Raw genomic sequence first — 15,393 nt, 5'->3', positions numbered from 1 at the left:
ACGGGTCAGCCCTTCACGGCGCCGGCCGACATGCCCGCGACGAGGTTGCGTTGGATGATGAGGAAGAACACGATCACGGGCAGCGAGAACAGCACCGATCCCGCCATCTGGCCGCCGAAGTCGGTGCCCGCGGTCGGGGTCGTGAACGAGGCGAGCCAGACCGGCAGCGTGTACATCGCCTGGTCCTTCATGAACGTGTAGGCGACGAGGTAGTCGTTCCAGGCGGCGATGAACGCGAAGATGCTCGTCGCGATGACGCCCGGGCCGACGAGCGGGAACCAGATGCTCGCGAGCACGCGCCAGGTGCCCGCGCCGTCCATGCGCGCGGCCTCCTCGATCTCGTCGGGGATCGCGACGAAGAACCCGCGCATGACCCAGATCGAGAAGGGCAGCACGGCCGCGACGTACGCGAGCACGAGGCCGAGGAACGTGCCGAGGAGGCCGATCGAGTTGAACATCAGGAACGTCGGGATGAGCAGCGCCGTGCCCGGCAGCATCTGCACGGCGAGGATCACGACGAGGATCGCCCGCCGTCCGCCGAAGCGGAACCGCGACAGGGCGGCCGCGGCGAAGAAGCCCAGCACGATCGACATGAGCACCGTGCCCGTCACGACGATGAGGCTGTTGCCGAGGTCGGTGAGGAACCCGGTCTGGGTCACCGCCACGACGAAGTTCTCGAGCGACGGCCTGCGGGGGAGGAAGAGCGGGGTCGGGGTGAGGATCTCCTCGCGCGGCTTGAACGCCGTGTTCACCATCCAGTAGACCGGGAAGATCCACACCGCGCAGAAGGCGACCGCGATGAGGTTGCTCGCCCAACGGGGCCGCCTCGGCCGCCTCGCGCGCCACGTCGACGAGCGGATGCCTCGGGCCGCGGCCGTGCCGTCGTGCGCCGTCGTTCCGGCGGCCGCGCTCACAGCTCCTCCCCCGTTCGCACCAGGTTGCGGATGTAGACCGCGGTCAGCCCGAGCAGGATGAGCGTCGTCACGACCGAGACGGCGGCGCCACCGCCGAGATCGAATCCGACGAACGCCGTCTTGTAGGTGAATATGCCGAGCGTGGTGGTGAGGTCGTCGGGCCCGCCCTGCGAGATGAGCCAGATCTGGTTGAACACGTTGTAGTCCCAGATGATCGAGAGGATGGTGATGAGTCCGAGCGTCGGCCGCAGGAACACGAGCGTGATCGAGCGGTAGATCGTCCACTCGCCCGCCCCGTCGAGGCGAGCGGCCTCGGAGTACTCGGGCGGCACCTGCACCTGCGCGGCGTAGAGCGTGAGCGCGATGAACGGCACGGCCTGCCAGACGATGAGCGCCCAGATGCTCACGGCCGCGAGCACCGGATGCCGCGACCAGGCGACATCCGTCAGGTCGCCGAAGACGCCGACCTGCGTGAGCAGCCAGTTGACGACCCCGTAGCCGGGTTGGAACAGCCAGTTCCACACGAGCGACGAGGCGACGTTCGGCATCGCCCACGCGCAGATCAGCACGACGGTCACGACGTAGCGCATGACCGTTCCGAGGCGGGTCATGAGCTGGGCGACCCCCATGCCGATGACCACGCTGCCGAGCACCATCGCGACCGTGAATCCGACGGTGCGCAGGAGCGACCACCAGAAGTCCGCATCGGCGAAGATCGCCCCGTACTGGGCGACGCCGACGAACGAGAACTCGCCGGTGAAGAGCGAGCGCTGGTCGTAGTCGGTGAACGAGATGAGCACGAGCAGCACGATGGGCGTGAGGGTCACGACGGCCATCACGAGCCCGGCGGGCGAGAGCAGCCAGATCGGCGCCGTGGTCGGGCGACGACGGATGCCCCGGGGCGGGCGTCGCCGCGGTGAATCCCCCACCGCGGCGACGCCCTGTTCGACCGTGAGCGGTTCGGCGGTCACGGTCATGCCGCCGCCCTCGGGTCGTGTCTCGTGCTCATCCGTTCGCCCGCTCAGTCGTTCAGCACGTCGGCGAGGTGGGCGTCGAACTCCTCGGCGGCCTCCTCGGCCGTCTTCGCGCCCGAGGCCACCGCACCGAAGAGCTCGGCGATGGACTTGTCGCCCTCGATGGTCGGCCAGTTCGCGGCGCCCGGGGTCGCCTTCGACACGAGCGCGGCCTGGAAGAAGCCCGCCTGCAGCGGCGAGAGGCCGTCGGCCTGCGCGGCTTCGATGCCCTCGACGCTGTTCGGGATCCAGCCGTCGACGCCGTAGACGTAGTCCTCCTGGATCTCGGGGCTGCCGGCGATCTTCGCCCACTGGAGCGCGAGGTCGTGGTTCTGGGTCTTCGCGGCGATGCCCCAGACCGAACCGCCGAGCATGGCCGGCTGCTGCTCGCCCGAGAGACCGGGCAGCGGGAAGGTGCCGAGCATGTCGTCGGTGATCTCGGGGTTCGCCTTCTTGATGCCCGCGATGCCGCCGCCGGTGTTCAGGATCGCCGAGGTCTTGCCGTCGGCGAAGATCTGGTTCTGGTCGGGCGTGATGTTGTCGAGCGTGGCCGAGGCCCCGGTCGAGTACGTGCTCTGGAACTCGGCGAACTGCTCGAGCCCGGCGATGCCATCGGGGGTCGAGAACCCGCCGGTCCAGGTGCCGTCGTCGGAGGTCGCGATCTCGGCGCCCGCGTCCCACACGAACTGCATGCTCGACTGCCAGTACTGGCCCGGGAAGTAGAACGGCGAGAAGTCGGCCTCGGAGTGGGCGGCCGCGACCGCGTCGAGTGCGGCGGTCAGCTCGTCATAGGTGCTGGGGATCTCGGTCACGCCGGCATCCGCCCACATCTTGGCGTTGTAGATGACCGCGCGGGTGCCTGCGAAGCCGGGCACGGCGTAGAGGGAGCCGTCGATGCGGGCGGGCTCCTCGAGGCCCGTGAGCCAGGTCGCCCCCTGCATGAGGTCGTCCTCGTACGAGGTGAGGTCGAGCAGTCCGCCGTTGGCGGCGTAGCCCGGCACCTGGGTGTTGCCGATGTCGATGACGTCGGGCGGGGTCGCGGTCGCGAGCGCGGTGCTGATCTTCGTGGTGATGCCGTCCCATTGCTGGATCTGCAGGTCGACCTCCGCACCGGTCTGCTCGGTGAACGCGTCGTTGATCGCCTCGAGCGTCGCGTCCTGGTAGTCGCCCTCCATGACCCAGACGGTCAGGGTCTCGCCCGAGCCGTCGGTCGTGGGCACGGCCTGCGGCCCGGAATCGGCGCCGGTCGCGCCGGCATTGCCGGAGCAGGCTGTGAAGGTCAGCGCGGCGGCGAGGCCGAGGGCCCCTGCTGCCGCGAGTCGAGTGGTTCGCATGTGGATCTCCTCTGTGGGGGGCGGCGGGGGCGCCGCGGGTGTGACGGCATGACGCCGTGGAGCGGGAGGAACGTGGTGCGGCTCACGGGGATCGGCGCAGCTGCGCGTCGGTCCGGTCTGGAGTTAGTTTAGTAAAGCCTTTTCATAACTCTTCGTCAAGAGGGAATTCCGGGCACGCCGAAACACCCATCCGACGCGCACGAACGCATCGGATGGGTGTGGTTACGAAATCACTCTTCGAATAGAAGACGACCCCGGGTCTGGGGTCCCGGGGCCGCCTCTGGTCCGCCTGGGCCGCGCACGTCGCCGGCACGCCGCCCAGACGGGGTCTTCGTCAGTGCGCGTGGCCCTGATCCGCAGGCAGGTGCAGCTCGCCGTGCGGCACGGCCGAGTCGCCCGCCCGGGTGCCGGCGAGTGCCGGCGTCGCGAGCGCGGCGACCAGGGCGGCGCCGGCGAGCATGCCGGTGACGGAGAGCGCGGAGCGACGGATGCCGCGGCTGCTGGATGCATCGGCCTCGCGGTCGCCCGCGGCATCCGCTCCCCGCTCTCCGGCACCGGACACCGCGGCGCCACGCCGGGCGGCCCGGATCGTCGCCGTCGCTCCGAACGCGACGACGAGCAGGAACACGTCGGCGGCGAGAAGCGGGAGCACCGCGACGCCGATGGCCGAGGCGGCGCCCGAGGCGACGAGCGCCCCGGACGCCGCGATGAGCACCAGGGCCGCGGCGAGCGCGGCGCCCGGCACGGGCGTCCGGCCGGTCCGCAGCGCTGCGACCGCCCAACCGAGCGCGGCTGCGCCGCCCGCGATCAGGAGTGCACCGACTGCGTTCCCCCAGGCCTGGGCGCCCAGGGCACCGGCACCCACCGCGAGCTGCACGAGCCCCGCGCCGAGCGCGGCGAACACGGGCCAGGTCCGCGTGAGGTGCGTCAGTGCCGACACGGCCGGCTCCCTAGGCCATCGCCGTGCGGTTCGCAGGCACCGTGCGGTCGGCCCCGAGCCCGACGCCCAGCAGCACGAGCGCGCTCGCCAGGTGCAGGAAGTGGTCGGCCGTGTTCAGCGCCAGGATGTTCGCGGCGGTGCCGACGAGGAAGAAGCCCACGATGCCGAGCAGCAGGTAGGCGGCGCCCACGACGGTGTTGACGGTCTTCGCGGCCCTGACGTTCGCGAGGCCTGCGACGAGCAGCGCGCCGCCGATGAGCAGGTGCGCGATGTTGTGCAGCGGGTTGACGGCGAACAGCCCGAGCAGCAGGCCGCCCTCGGTCGCGATGAAGCCGACACCGCCGGTGACGGCGAAGCCGAGCAGGCCGACGAGCAGGTAGACGGCGCCGAAGACGGATGCGACGGCGCGGTTGACGGTGCTGAACATGGTTCCTCCTCAGGTTGCGCGACGGACGTCGCGACTCGGTCGTGCGATGCGGGGCGCCGCGCGGCCCGGTCGGCCGGACGGCGCCCCGCGTCGATGGGCTACATCGCGGGCATCAGCACCGTGTCGATGAGGTACACGGTCGCGTTGGCCGTGTGCACGCCGCCGCAGATGACCTTGGCGTCGTTGACCATCAGGTCATCGCCGGAGCCGGTCACCTCGACCGTGCCGCCCTGCACGGTCGTCTGAGTTCCGACGACCTCATCGGGCGAGAGCTGACCGGGCACCACGTGGTAGGTCAGGATCGACGTCAGCGTCTCGGAGTCGGTCTTGAGCCCCTCGATCGTGGCGGGGTCGATCTTCGCGAACGCGTCGTCGACGGGCGCGAAGACGGTGAACTCGTCACCGTTCAGCGTGTCGACCAGGTTCACGTCGGGGTTCAGCTGGCCCGACACGGCCGCGGTGAGCGTGGTCAGCATCGGGTTGTTGGATGCCGCGACGGCGACCGGGTCCTCGGCCATTCCTGCGACCGAGCCCGCGCCGTCCGGCACGGCTTCGGCGTAGGCGGCGCAACCGGGGCCGACCAGGTCTGCGGCCGGGTCCATGGCCTCGTCGTCCATGGCCTCGTCGCTGGGAGCCATCGACTCCTCGGAAGTGGTGGGCTCGTCGGACTCCGACGAACCGGTGCCGCCCGAGCTGCAGCCGGCCAGGCCGAGCATGGCGACGGCCGTGATCGAGAACACGGCGAGCGCGGTACGGGTGCTGCGGGTCGATCGCATGGATCTCCTCCTTCGTAGGGGCCGGCCCTGAGCGGGTCGACACCGGGGGTTCGGAGGCGGCCGGCGATCGGATTGGACGGATGCGGACGGATGCGGACGGAGATCGTCGGATGCCGCGCGCCGGCGCCCGCATCGACCGAACGGTGGATTCCGAGGTCATCCCGCACCGGCCGAACGACGCCCTGCCGGTCGATGGGCTTCGGCCCGCCGATCGCGAGGCTTGAGCCATGCCAGTCATCGACGTCACCGAACTGTCCAAGAGCTACGCCGGCCGCACCGTGCTCGACCGGGTCGCCTTCTCGGTCGAGGAGGGAGAGATCTTCGGGATCCTCGGGCCGAACGGCACCGGCAAGACCACCATGGTCGAGATCATCGAGGGGCTGCGCACCGCGGACTCGGGCTCGGTCCGGGTGCTCGGGCTCGATCCCGTCGCCGATGCCCGCCGGCTGCACGAATCCATCGGCGTGCAGCTGCAGCACACGGACCTGCCCGACCACCTCAAGGTCTGGGAGGCGCTCGACCTCTACGCGTCGTTCTACCGGCACCCGCGCGACTGGCGGCGGCTCCTCGAGGAATGGGGGCTCGAGGAGCTGCGGAACGTCCGGTTCGCGAAGCTCTCGGGCGGCCAGAAACAGCGCCTCATCATCGCGCTCGCGCTCGTCGGCGACCCGAAGGTCGCGTTCCTCGACGAGCTGACGACCGGCCTCGACCCGCAGGCGCGACGCGCGACGTGGGAGCTCATCAAGCAGATCCGCGACACCGGGGTCACCGTCGTGCTCGTCAGCCACTTCATGGACGAGGTCGAGGAGCTGTGCGACCGGGTCGCCGTGCTCAACCAGGGCCGCATCGTCGCGATCGACACACCGGCGCGCCTGATCGACGGCGTGGACGCCGAGCGCTCGATGCGGTTCAGGGTGGGCTCCGGCGAGGCGAGCGGCCTCCTGGATGCGATCCGCGACCTCCCTGACGTCGCCTCGGTGCGCCGCGACGGCGACGTCGTCACGGTGTCGGGCATGGGCGACTTCGCCACGGCCGTCACCTCGGTGCTCGCCAGGGAGGGGCTGGTCGTCACCGACCTGCGCATCGACCGGCGAACCCTCGACGACGCTTTCGTCGCCCTCACCGGGCGCGCGTTCGAGCTCTGACCGCGACCCGACCGACGCCACCGACCGACCGAACGACCCCGAAGCATCCGCCGACCATCGTCTGGAGACCCCATGTCCGCCACCGCCAAGCTCACCCTCGTCGAGACGAAGCTGCTCGTGCGAGAGCCCGGCTCGCTGTTCACCGTGCTGATCCCGCTGTTCATCCTCGTCGTCTTCGGCAGCTCGATCTCCCCCGACGACACGACGCTGCTGCCGATGGCGATCGCCATCGCCATCGGCCTCGTCGGGCTGTACCTCATGCCCACGGCGCTCGCGACCTACCGCGAGAAGGGGATCCTGCGCCGGCTGTCCACCACCCCCGTCCGACCCGCGAGCCTCCTGGCCGTGCAGCTCGTGCTGCAGTTCGTGCTCGTGCTCGTGAGCTGCGGCGCACTGCTCGCCGTGGCCGCCGCGCTGCTCGGCGCCCGGCTTCCCGCGAGCGCCATGGGCTTCACGGCCGTGTTCCTGCTCGGAACGGCCTCGATGTTCTCGGTGGGCCTGCTCATCGCCGCGCTCGCTCCGAGCGGCCGCGCCGCCAACGGCATCGGGGTGCTCCTGTACTTCCCGATGGCCTATCTCGCGGGGCTCATGCAGCCGGCCCCGCAGATGCCCGCTATCTTGGTCAGGATCGGGGAGTTCACCCCGCTCGGCGCCTTCCGCGAGAGCCTGCACGACGTCTGGACCGGAGCCGCGCCCGACCCGCTGCTGCTCGGGGTCATGGCCGCCTACTCGGTGGTCGTCGGCCTCGCGGCGGCCAAGTTCTTCCGTTGGGAGTGAGCGCCATCTCGGGGACGACGGCGAGGCAGCTCGAGCTGCGCGAGCAGAGGCTGCTGCGGCTGATGGCCGTCGCGCCGTACCTGCTCCTCGCCACCTCGGCGGCCCTCGCGCTGCTCACCGGTGCGCACACCTGGGCCGATCGGCTCATCACCCTGTGGCTCGTGCTGCTGACGGCGGCCTGGATGTGGTTCATGAGACGCCGCCGGACCCCGGGCGCGGTCTACGTCATCGGGCTCGTGCTGCTCCTCGCCGCGCTGTGCACGCGCGACATGTGGTTCGCCGGGTTCTTCGGCTTCGTCGGATACCTGCACTCGTGGCAATACCTCCGCAACGGCTGGCGTTTCGTCGGGCTGACCGCGACGGCCGCGATCAGCATCACCACGTTCATGGGCGGCCTCCCCGACCCGACCCCCGTCGCCGTGCTCACCTACCTCCTCTTCATCGGCGCCATCGTGGCCGTCGTCGGCCTGTTCAGCAGCATCGGCGACACCACGAGCGCGCACAGCGCCGAGCGCAAGCGCATGGTGACGCAGCTCGAGGAGACGATCCGCGAGAATGCCGGGCTGCATGCCCAGCTGCTCGTGCAGGCCCGCGAGGCCGGGGTGCTCGACGAGCGGCAGCGCCTCGCCCGCGAGATCCACGACACGATCGCGCAGGGGCTCGCCGGCATCATCACCCAGCTGCAGGCGGCCGACCGCGCGGCCGACCTCGGCGACGACGTCCTCCGGCGTCGCCATCTCGACAACGCCGCAGGGCTCGCCCGCGACAGCCTCGCCGAGGCGCGGCGGTCGGTGCACGCCATCGCTCCGTCGCAGCTCGACGACGACCGGCTGCCCGAGGCGATCGCGGCGGTCGCCGCCGAGTGGGCGAGCCTGCACGACGTCGAGGTCGAGGTCGTCACGACCGGCGACGTGCGCCCCCTGCATCCCGAGGTCGAGGTGGCCCTCCTCCGTGTCGCGCAGGAGGCGCTCGCGAACACGGGCAAGCACGCCGCGCCGACCCGGGTGGGCCTCACGCTCTCGTACATGGACGACCTGGTGTCGCTCGACATCCGCGACGACGGAACCGGCTTCGACCCGGCGCGCGCAGCCGGCGGCGGCGGGTTCGGCCTGACGTCGATGCGCCAACGGGTAGAACGCATCGGCGGGGTGTTCGCGCTCGAGTCCGAACCCGCTGCGGGCACCGCGGTGTCGGCGAGCGTGCCGGTGCCGCCGCAGGAGAACCCGACCCGACCGAGGAGCACGCATGACTGAGACGGCCATCCGGATCCTCATCGCCGACGATCACCCCATCGTGAGAGACGGCCTGCGGGGCATGTTCATGGGCGACGCCCGCTTCGAGGTGGTGGGCGAGGCCGCCGACGGCGCCGAGGCCGTCGCCCTCGCCCGGGCGCTCGAACCCGCCGTCGTCCTCATGGACCTGCGGATGCCTCGGATGGACGGCGTGACGGCGATCAAGCGGCTCGCCGAGCTCGGCCTCGCGACGCGGGTGCTCGTGCTCACCACGTACGACACCGACAGCGAGGTGCTCCCGGCGATCGAGGCGGGCGCCACGGGATACCTGCTGAAGGACGCCGCGAGCGACCAGCTCATGAGCGCGGTCGAGGCGGCCGCCCGCGGGGAGGCGGTGCTGTCGCCGACGGTGGCGATGCGCCTGATGGGGCGGGTGCGCCGGCCCGAGTCGCCGCTGAGCACCCGTGAGCGCGAGGTGCTGCGGCTGATCGCGACCGGTGCGACGAACCGCGACGTCGCAGGGGCGCTCTTCATCAGCGAGGCGACCGTGAAGACCCACCTGCTGCACGTGTACGCCAAGCTCGACGTCAACGATCGCGCAGCCGCGGTCGCCGTGGGGTTCCAGCGCGGGCTGCTCGACTAGCGGTCGCGGAACCGCGTCGGCCGCATCTGCGGCGCCGGCGGCGTCAGCGGCGTCAGCGGCGTCAGCGGCGTCAGGCTCGCTCGGCGAGCAGGCCCTCCATGAGGTCGATCTCCGCGTTCTGGCTCGTCACGACGGAGGTCGCGAACGGCGTGACGAGCGGGTTCGTCGATCGGTCGAGGACCGCCTCGGCCATCTCGACCGCTCCGAGGTGATGCGCGATCATCAGCTCGAGGAAGATCCGCTCGGCGTCGACCCCGGTGGCGGCCTGCAGTTCGGCGATCTGCTGCGGGGTCGCGAGTCCGGGCATCGGCCCGCCGGGTTCGTGGGCCGCACCCTCGTGGCCGTCGTGCGCGGCGGAGCCCAGCGGTGCCCGGGTCATCCAGGTCATCGACGGTTCGGGCGCCGCCTGCGGGAGCCCCCACGACCGCAGCCAGCCGTACAGCTGCCCGGCCTGCTGCGACTGCGTGCGGGCGATGTCGTACGCCAGGAGCCTGATGTCGGGATCGTCGGTCTCGTCGCGCACGATCATCGCGAGCTCGGTGCCCTGGAGGTGGTGGACCTGCATGTCGCGCGCGAAGCCCGCCTCGGCGCTGGAGTCCGTCGGGGCGGGATCCGCGAGCGTGCTGAGCCGACCGATCGAGAAGGCGACGACCGCGACCACGACCAGGGCGACGGATGCCGCGATGACGACCGACATCCGTGCGACGGCGCCGCTCCGACGCGTCATGCGACCTTGCCGGGTGCGTCCACGGCGCCGGTGCACGGCGCGCCCGGCTCCGGCACGTCACCGCTCTGCCAGTACTCCTCGATGAACGCCTCCATGCGGGGATCGTCGACGTCGTCGACGGCGAGCTGCGTGTTCCATCCGCTCAGCACGATCGGCGAGGGCAGGCCGGCGAACGGCGAGAGGATCACGTAGGTCGAGGGCAGCTTCGCCCGCAGCGCGGCGACGTCCGCCTCGGAGAGCGACCGGTCGTACGTGATCCAGAGCGCTCCGTGCTCGAGCGAGTGCACGGCGTTCTCGCTCGGGACCTGCTCGGTGTAGACGCCGCAGTTCAGCCAGGCCGGGTTGTGCGGGCCGCCGACCGGCGGGGTCTGCTCGTAGACCACGCGGCCGTCGACGTGCGCCGCCTCGTTCTCGAAGGTCGCGACGCCCTCGATCGCGGCGCCGTCGCCTCCGGCCGAGTAGGCCCGCGGCTGCGGGGTCAGCACGACCGCCGTGATGACGAGGGCGACGACCACGACTCCGCCCGCGACGGCCGACCAGATGCCGATCAGGCGGTTGCGCTTCGCACGGGCCTCGCGCCGCCGGTGCTCCTCGAGCTTCCTGGCGCGTTCCTCCGCCCGCTCCTGCTTGAGGCGTGCAGCCTGCTTGATCTTCGGGGGAACGGGCGGGGTCGCGCTCACGCGGGGGCCTCTCTCGTCGGGCGGCGGGACTTCCATCCGACCGCAGAACTCTGGGAGAACGCCGGTGCCGCATCCAATCGGATCCGCGGTCGGTTCCGAACACCCGGTGACACGCGAAACGAGGTGCCCCGGTGACCACCGCTCCCCGCCCCCGTGCCGGTTCGGGCACCGACCGGCATCCGACCCCCTCCGAGCCCGACGGATGAGCCATGCCCTCCTCTCACGAACCGCGCCGCAGCGCAAGGTGCCGACGACGCCGCGGCGCTCTGACATGCTTGGAACCGTGGTCGACGTCGCTGAGCTTGCCGGGGAGCACCCGCGCGCGCTCGAAGACCTCCTCGTCGCGACGGCGACGGGCGACCGCGAAGCCTTCGGGCTCCTCTACGACGCGACGTCCGCCCGCGTGTTCGGCCTCGTCCGGCGCGTGCTGGTCGACGCCGCGCAGGCCGAGGAGGTGACGCAGGACGTGTTCCTCGAGGCATGGCAGACGGCGGCCCGGTTCGACCCCGAGCGCGGCGCGGCCGTCGCGTGGCTGCTCACGCTCGCCCATCGGCGCGCGGTCGATCGCGTGCGGGCGTCGCAGGCGTCCCGCGACCGCGACCTGAAGACCGGCATCCGCGATCTCGAGGTGCCGGTCGACGAGGTCGCCGAGGCGGCCGAGATCGCGGTCGAGCACGAGAAGGTCGCCGAGGCGCTCACGTCGCTGAGTCCGGCGCAGCGCGAGTGCATCTCGCTCGCCTACTACGGGGGCTGCACGCAGTCCGAGATCGCGGCGAGACTCGAAGTGCCGTTGGGCACGGTGAAGACCCGGCTGCGGGATGGCATGATCCGATTGCGAGACGTATTGGGGGTGACGACATGAACCGACCTGACGACGCGGCGAACGACGCCGGCGACCTCCGCGACCTCGCGGCCGCGTACGCGCTCGACGCGCTCGACGAGCCCGATCGCGCCCGGTTCGAGCTCGCCCTCGCCGACTCCCCCGAGCTGCAGGCCGAGGTCGACGCGTTCCGCGCGATCGCCTCCGGCCTCGGCGACGCGATCGAGCCCGTGGCTCCTCCCGCATCGCTCAAGGCCGGCCTGTTCGACCGGCTCGACTCCGCACCCCAGGAACGACGAGCGGATGCCGCGGCATCCGTCGCTCCCGACCTGCAGGTGTCCGACGCGGGCCCCGCAACTGCTCCCGTCGCCGACCTCGCCGCGCACCGGGCGCGCCGCCGCATGGCGATCGCCTGGTCGTCGGCCGCGGCCGTCGTGCTGCTCGTCGCCGGCGTCTTCATCGGTGCGAGCTGGTTCGGCCCGAACGGCTGGGGCGCGCAGCGCGAGATGGCGTCGCTGACCGCGGCATCCGACGCGCAGCAGACGACCGCGCAGGTGACCGGCGGCGGCGAGGTGACGCTCGTCTCGTCGGCCGAGCAGGGCCGCAGCGCGATCCTCGCCGACGGCCTCGACGCACTCGGCGACGAGCACACCTACGAGCTCTGGTACATCGACGAAGCCGGCGCGATCTCGGCCGGCACGTTCGACGTGGCCGCCGCCGGAGAGACCTGGCGCATCCTCGAGGGCGACTTCGCTCCCGGTGTGGCGGTCGGCATCACGGTCGAGCCCGCGGGCGGCTCGCCGCAGCCGACGACCGAGCCGGTCGCCGTCATCCAGACCTGACGGGCGGGCACGCGCCGCCCATGGCCCGCGGCCAGACCCGACGGGGCCGGCCCCACTCGACGAGGCCAGACCCGACGAGTCCGGACCCGACGCGACGCGAACCGGCGCGGGTGTCGCGCTGCCGCGCCGCCGTGCGCCATGCTGGCACCGGGCCCGAAGGGGCACCGGAGCGAGGGGATCCGCACCATGACCGCACACGCACCCGAGACGACCCCCACCGAGGAGCGCCGCTCGTGGGCTCCGATGGTGGGCCTCTTCCTCGCCCAGGTGCTCATGTCGTTCAACGTCGCCGCGCTGCCGATCTCGCTCGGCGGCATGGTCGAGGACTTCGGCGTGCCTCCGACCGTCGCGAGCACGACCATCGTCGTCTACGGCCTCGCGGTCGCCGCGCTGGTGATGACGGGCGCGAAACTCGGCCAGCGCATCGGCTGGGTGCTCATCTTCCGATGCGTGCTCGTGGTGTTCGCGGCATCCTCGCTGATCATGATCCTCGCGCCCACGATCGGGTGGGCGATCGCGGGCCAGGTGCTCGCGGGCGCAGCCGCCGCGATCATCGTGCCCTCGCTGGTGGCCCTCATCGCCGAGAACTACCGGGGAACGCAGCAGGCGACCGCCGTCGGCTCGCTCGGCTCGGCTCGGGCGTTCTCGGGCATCAGCGCCTTCCTCATCGGCGGCACGCTCGGCACCTTCGTCGGGTGGCGCCCGATCTTCTTCATCACGCTCGCCCTCGCGATCGCCGTCTTCGCGCTGAGCTTCGGCCTCCGCTCCGACCGCGGCGACCGCTCGGTGCGCATCGACCTCGTCGCCTCGCTGCTCATCGGCTCGGCGATCGTGCTGCTCACGCTCGGATTCAACAACCTGAACTCGTGGGGCATCCTGCTGGCCGACGACGGCGCGCCGTTCGACGTGCTGGGCCTCTCGCCGGCGCCGATCTTCGTGGTCGTCGGGCTCATCCTCGGACAGGCGTTCTTCCTCTGGACGAGGCGACGCATGCGCCGAGGGCAGGAACCGCTCGTGAACCTCAGCGTGCTGGGGCACGCGCGCGAGCGTTCGGCGGTCTACGCGATGTTCATCATCGTCTCGATGGAGGCCGCGGTGAACTTCACCGTGCCGACCTACATCCAGATCGTGCAGGGTCGCACGCCCTTCGACACCTCGCTCGCGATGATGCCGTTCAACCTGACGGTGTTCATCACGGCGACGCTGATCGTGCGGTTCTACCGCCGATACAGTCCCCGCACGATCGCGCTGTTCTCGTTCGCGCTGACGACCGCGGCGCTCCTCTGGCTCTCGTTCGTCGTCACGAACAACTGGGAGACGCTGCCGACCATCCTCGGGCTCGTGGTCTTCGGCATCGGCCAGGGCGCACTCGTGACCCTCGTGTTCAACGTGCTCGTCACGGCGGCGCCGAAGGAGCTCGCGGGCGACGTCGGCTCGATCCGTGGCACCACGCAGAACCTCGCCTCGGCGGTCGGCACCGCCGTGATGGGCGCGCTGCTCGTCACCATGCTCACGCTGAACGTGGCCGGCGCAGCCGCCGAGCATCCCGACCTGCCCGACGAACTCCTCGCCCAGGTCGACCTCGACCAGGTGAACTTCATCAGCAACGACGACCTCCGCGTCACGCTCGAGCAGACGTCCGCGACGCCCGAACAGGTCGATGCCGCCGTGACGCTCAACGAGGAGGAGCGCCTGCACACGCTCAAGCTCGGGTTCCTGATCCTCGCGGGCCTCAGCGCGGCCGCGGCGATCCCCGCCTCGCGCCTGCCGAAGTACCGGCCGCAGGAGATCCCCGACCCGTCGAAGGCCGCCTAGGGCGTGTCTCCTAATAGGTGGGTGGCGCGCGGGATGATACTCGGGTGCCTCGCGCTGCTGAATTGACGGATGCTCAATGGGACCGAATCCGTCCGCTGTTGCCATCGCCGATTGGCAAGCGTGGTCGCCCGTTCCGGCAAGACCGCCGGGTGATCGAGGCCATCATCTGGCGATACCGGGTCGGTTCGCCCTGGCGTGACGTTCCCGAGTCGTTCGGGCCTTGGCAAACGCTCTGGAAGCGGCACCGCCGTTATTCGGGCGACGGGACCTGGGATCACATCCTCGCTGAGCTCCTCGCGGATGCCGACGCTGCCGGAGAGATCAATTGGGCAGTCAGCGTGGACTCCACGATCAACCGCGCGCACCAGCACGCGACGACTCTTCCGCGGGTCACAGGGGGACTTGTCGAACTACAAGAAACTGCTGCCCGAGCCCGCTGATCACGGGATCGGCCGTTCGCGCGGCGGCCTGAGTACGAAGATCCACCAGCTCGTCGACGGTCATGGGCTGCCGTTGGTCGTCCTGGTCGGGCCCGGGCAGGCCGGCGACGCCCCAATGTTCCCGATTCTGATGGGCCACCTTGGGGTCGCCCGCAGCGGTCCCGGCCGACCAAGATCCAAGCCGGACCGGGTCCGCGGCGACAAGGCGTACTCATCTCGCGCGATCCGTGCACACCTTCGACAGCGTGGCATCGTCGCGGTGATTCCGGAGCCGTCAGATCAGGCCGGTCACCAGAAGCGGCGGGGCAGCAGCGGCGGCCGCCCCGTCCGGTACGACGCCGAAGACTACCGCGGCCGGAATGTGATCGAGCGCGGCTTCAACGACACAAAGCAGTGGCGCGGGCTGGCCAGCAGATACGACAAACTCGCGCTCACCTCCCGTGTCGGGGCCGTCCTCCGGGCCGTCACGCTCTGGGCAAGCCGCATGAGCGAGACTCGCTAAGCGAGGAAGTCCTCGATCTCCTTGACCACGGAGGAGAAGGCGCCGCCGATATCGCTGAACTCTGGGCAGAAGCAATAGACCTCGCCGTCACGCAGGAACTCGACATCTGCCCATCCGCCGGCCCAAACGACAATCTCGAACTCGCTGTCAGCGTCCCGGCGAACTCGAATTCCGAGCGAGTCGGGCAGTTGGACGCTCTCGCGATCCGACGTGATCGGCTGAGGCCAACGCGCCATCTGGTCCCGCCAAGTGAAAGGCCCAACCCAGGCCAAGCGCTGCCATTCCTTCACCACAGGCGACAACCGCTGCGCGAGGACGTCCAGGTCTACGAGGCGCTCCACACCCACATCATGCCGCAGGCGTATT

General features: G+C 70.7%; 17 protein-coding genes. 8 read left to right on the top strand and 9 right to left on the bottom strand.

Annotation, left to right across the window (positions count from 1 at the left end):
* Positions 1 to 5: 5 nt before the first annotated feature.
* The 6 genes from ACFVS8_RS13060 to ACFVS8_RS13035 form a co-directional block, all read right to left on the bottom strand.
* Positions 6 to 914 carry a carbohydrate ABC transporter permease gene (locus ACFVS8_RS13060; protein WP_387062771.1) on the bottom strand — a complete coding sequence of 303 codons (909 nt, stop codon included), beginning with the start codon at positions 912 to 914 and terminating at the stop codon, positions 6 to 8.
* Positions 911 to 1,891, bottom strand: coding sequence for a carbohydrate ABC transporter permease (locus tag ACFVS8_RS13055; RefSeq protein ID WP_387062768.1), 981 nt, complete (start codon positions 1,889 to 1,891; stop codon positions 911 to 913). The genes ACFVS8_RS13060 and ACFVS8_RS13055 overlap by 4 nt, the downstream gene beginning before the upstream one ends.
* A gap of 44 nt (positions 1,892 to 1,935) precedes the next feature.
* A complete protein-coding gene (locus ACFVS8_RS13050) occupies positions 1,936 to 3,261 on the bottom strand; it encodes an extracellular solute-binding protein (RefSeq protein WP_387062765.1) in 1,326 nt (441 codons plus the stop codon).
* A 334-nt stretch (positions 3,262 to 3,595) separates the two neighbouring features.
* Complete coding sequence (locus ACFVS8_RS13045) at positions 3,596 to 4,201, bottom strand: hypothetical protein (protein ID WP_387062763.1); 606 nt, start codon at positions 4,199 to 4,201, stop codon at positions 3,596 to 3,598.
* Between the two features lie 10 nt (positions 4,202 to 4,211).
* Positions 4,212 to 4,628, bottom strand: a complete 417-nt coding sequence (locus tag ACFVS8_RS13040; protein ID WP_387062760.1) for a DUF4383 domain-containing protein — start codon at positions 4,626 to 4,628, stop codon at positions 4,212 to 4,214.
* 98 nt (positions 4,629 to 4,726) lie between these two features.
* Positions 4,727 to 5,404 carry a fasciclin domain-containing protein gene (locus tag ACFVS8_RS13035; RefSeq protein WP_387062757.1) on the bottom strand — a complete coding sequence of 226 codons (678 nt, stop codon included), beginning with the start codon at positions 5,402 to 5,404 and terminating at the stop codon, positions 4,727 to 4,729.
* A 227-nt stretch (positions 5,405 to 5,631) separates the two neighbouring features.
* Between ACFVS8_RS13035 and ACFVS8_RS13030 the strand changes: the two genes are divergently transcribed.
* From ACFVS8_RS13030 to ACFVS8_RS13015, 4 genes are all read left to right on the top strand, one after another.
* On the top strand, positions 5,632 to 6,549 hold the full coding sequence (locus ACFVS8_RS13030; RefSeq protein WP_387062754.1) for an ABC transporter ATP-binding protein: 918 nt from the start codon (positions 5,632 to 5,634) through the stop codon (positions 6,547 to 6,549).
* A gap of 72 nt (positions 6,550 to 6,621) precedes the next feature.
* Complete coding sequence (locus tag ACFVS8_RS13025; RefSeq protein WP_387062751.1) at positions 6,622 to 7,326, top strand: ABC transporter permease; 705 nt, start codon at positions 6,622 to 6,624, stop codon at positions 7,324 to 7,326.
* Positions 7,323 to 8,579: a histidine kinase gene (locus ACFVS8_RS13020; protein WP_387062748.1), complete on the top strand. Its 1,257-nt coding sequence runs from the start codon at positions 7,323 to 7,325 to the stop codon at positions 8,577 to 8,579. The genes ACFVS8_RS13025 and ACFVS8_RS13020 overlap by 4 nt, the downstream gene beginning before the upstream one ends.
* On the top strand, positions 8,572 to 9,201 hold the full coding sequence (locus ACFVS8_RS13015) for a response regulator (RefSeq protein ID WP_387062746.1): 630 nt from the start codon (positions 8,572 to 8,574) through the stop codon (positions 9,199 to 9,201). Before ACFVS8_RS13020 ends, ACFVS8_RS13015 begins: the two co-directional genes overlap by 8 nt.
* A 70-nt stretch (positions 9,202 to 9,271) precedes the next feature.
* Here ACFVS8_RS13015 and ACFVS8_RS13010 read toward each other — a convergent pair whose 3' ends face one another.
* Positions 9,272 to 9,928, bottom strand: coding sequence for a DUF305 domain-containing protein (locus ACFVS8_RS13010; RefSeq protein WP_387062743.1), 657 nt, complete (start codon positions 9,926 to 9,928; stop codon positions 9,272 to 9,274).
* Entirely contained in the window at positions 9,925 to 10,608 is a 684-nt protein-coding gene (locus ACFVS8_RS13005) for a DUF3105 domain-containing protein (protein WP_387062740.1), read from the bottom strand. The genes ACFVS8_RS13010 and ACFVS8_RS13005 overlap by 4 nt, the downstream gene beginning before the upstream one ends.
* A gap of 271 nt (positions 10,609 to 10,879) precedes the next feature.
* Here ACFVS8_RS13005 and sigK point away from each other — a divergent pair, with 271 nt between their 5' ends.
* From sigK to ACFVS8_RS12985, 4 genes are all read left to right on the top strand, one after another.
* Positions 10,880 to 11,470 (top strand): ECF RNA polymerase sigma factor SigK, encoded by a 591-nt coding sequence (gene sigK, locus ACFVS8_RS13000; RefSeq protein WP_387062737.1) that lies wholly within the window; start codon positions 10,880 to 10,882, stop codon positions 11,468 to 11,470.
* Positions 11,467 to 12,270, top strand: coding sequence for an anti-sigma factor domain-containing protein (locus ACFVS8_RS12995; protein ID WP_387062734.1), 804 nt, complete (start codon positions 11,467 to 11,469; stop codon positions 12,268 to 12,270). The genes sigK and ACFVS8_RS12995 overlap by 4 nt, the downstream gene beginning before the upstream one ends.
* A gap of 186 nt (positions 12,271 to 12,456) precedes the next feature.
* Positions 12,457 to 14,085 (top strand): MFS transporter, encoded by a 1,629-nt coding sequence (locus ACFVS8_RS12990; RefSeq protein WP_387062731.1) that lies wholly within the window; start codon positions 12,457 to 12,459, stop codon positions 14,083 to 14,085.
* Between the two features lie 44 nt (positions 14,086 to 14,129).
* Positions 14,130 to 15,027, top strand: a protein-coding gene (locus ACFVS8_RS12985; protein WP_387062729.1) for an IS5 family transposase whose coding sequence is annotated in 2 segments (ribosomal slippage) — positions 14,130 to 14,486 and positions 14,488 to 15,027 — 897 coding nt in all. Because the reading frame shifts where the segments join, the coding sequence is not laid out codon by codon here.
* Here ACFVS8_RS12985 and ACFVS8_RS12980 read toward each other — a convergent pair.
* Positions 15,024 to 15,368, bottom strand: a complete 345-nt coding sequence (locus ACFVS8_RS12980) for a hypothetical protein (protein WP_387062726.1) — start codon at positions 15,366 to 15,368, stop codon at positions 15,024 to 15,026. The genes ACFVS8_RS12985 and ACFVS8_RS12980 overlap by 4 nt on opposite strands.
* Positions 15,369 to 15,393 lie beyond the last annotated feature (25 nt).

The sequence above is a fragment of the Agromyces sp. NPDC058110 genome (genome assembly GCF_042884735.1).
Classification (GTDB): domain Bacteria; phylum Actinomycetota; class Actinomycetes; order Actinomycetales; family Microbacteriaceae; genus Agromyces.
The sequence above is the reverse complement of the archived record's forward strand: the minus strand, read 5'-3'. Positions and strand labels throughout refer to the sequence as shown.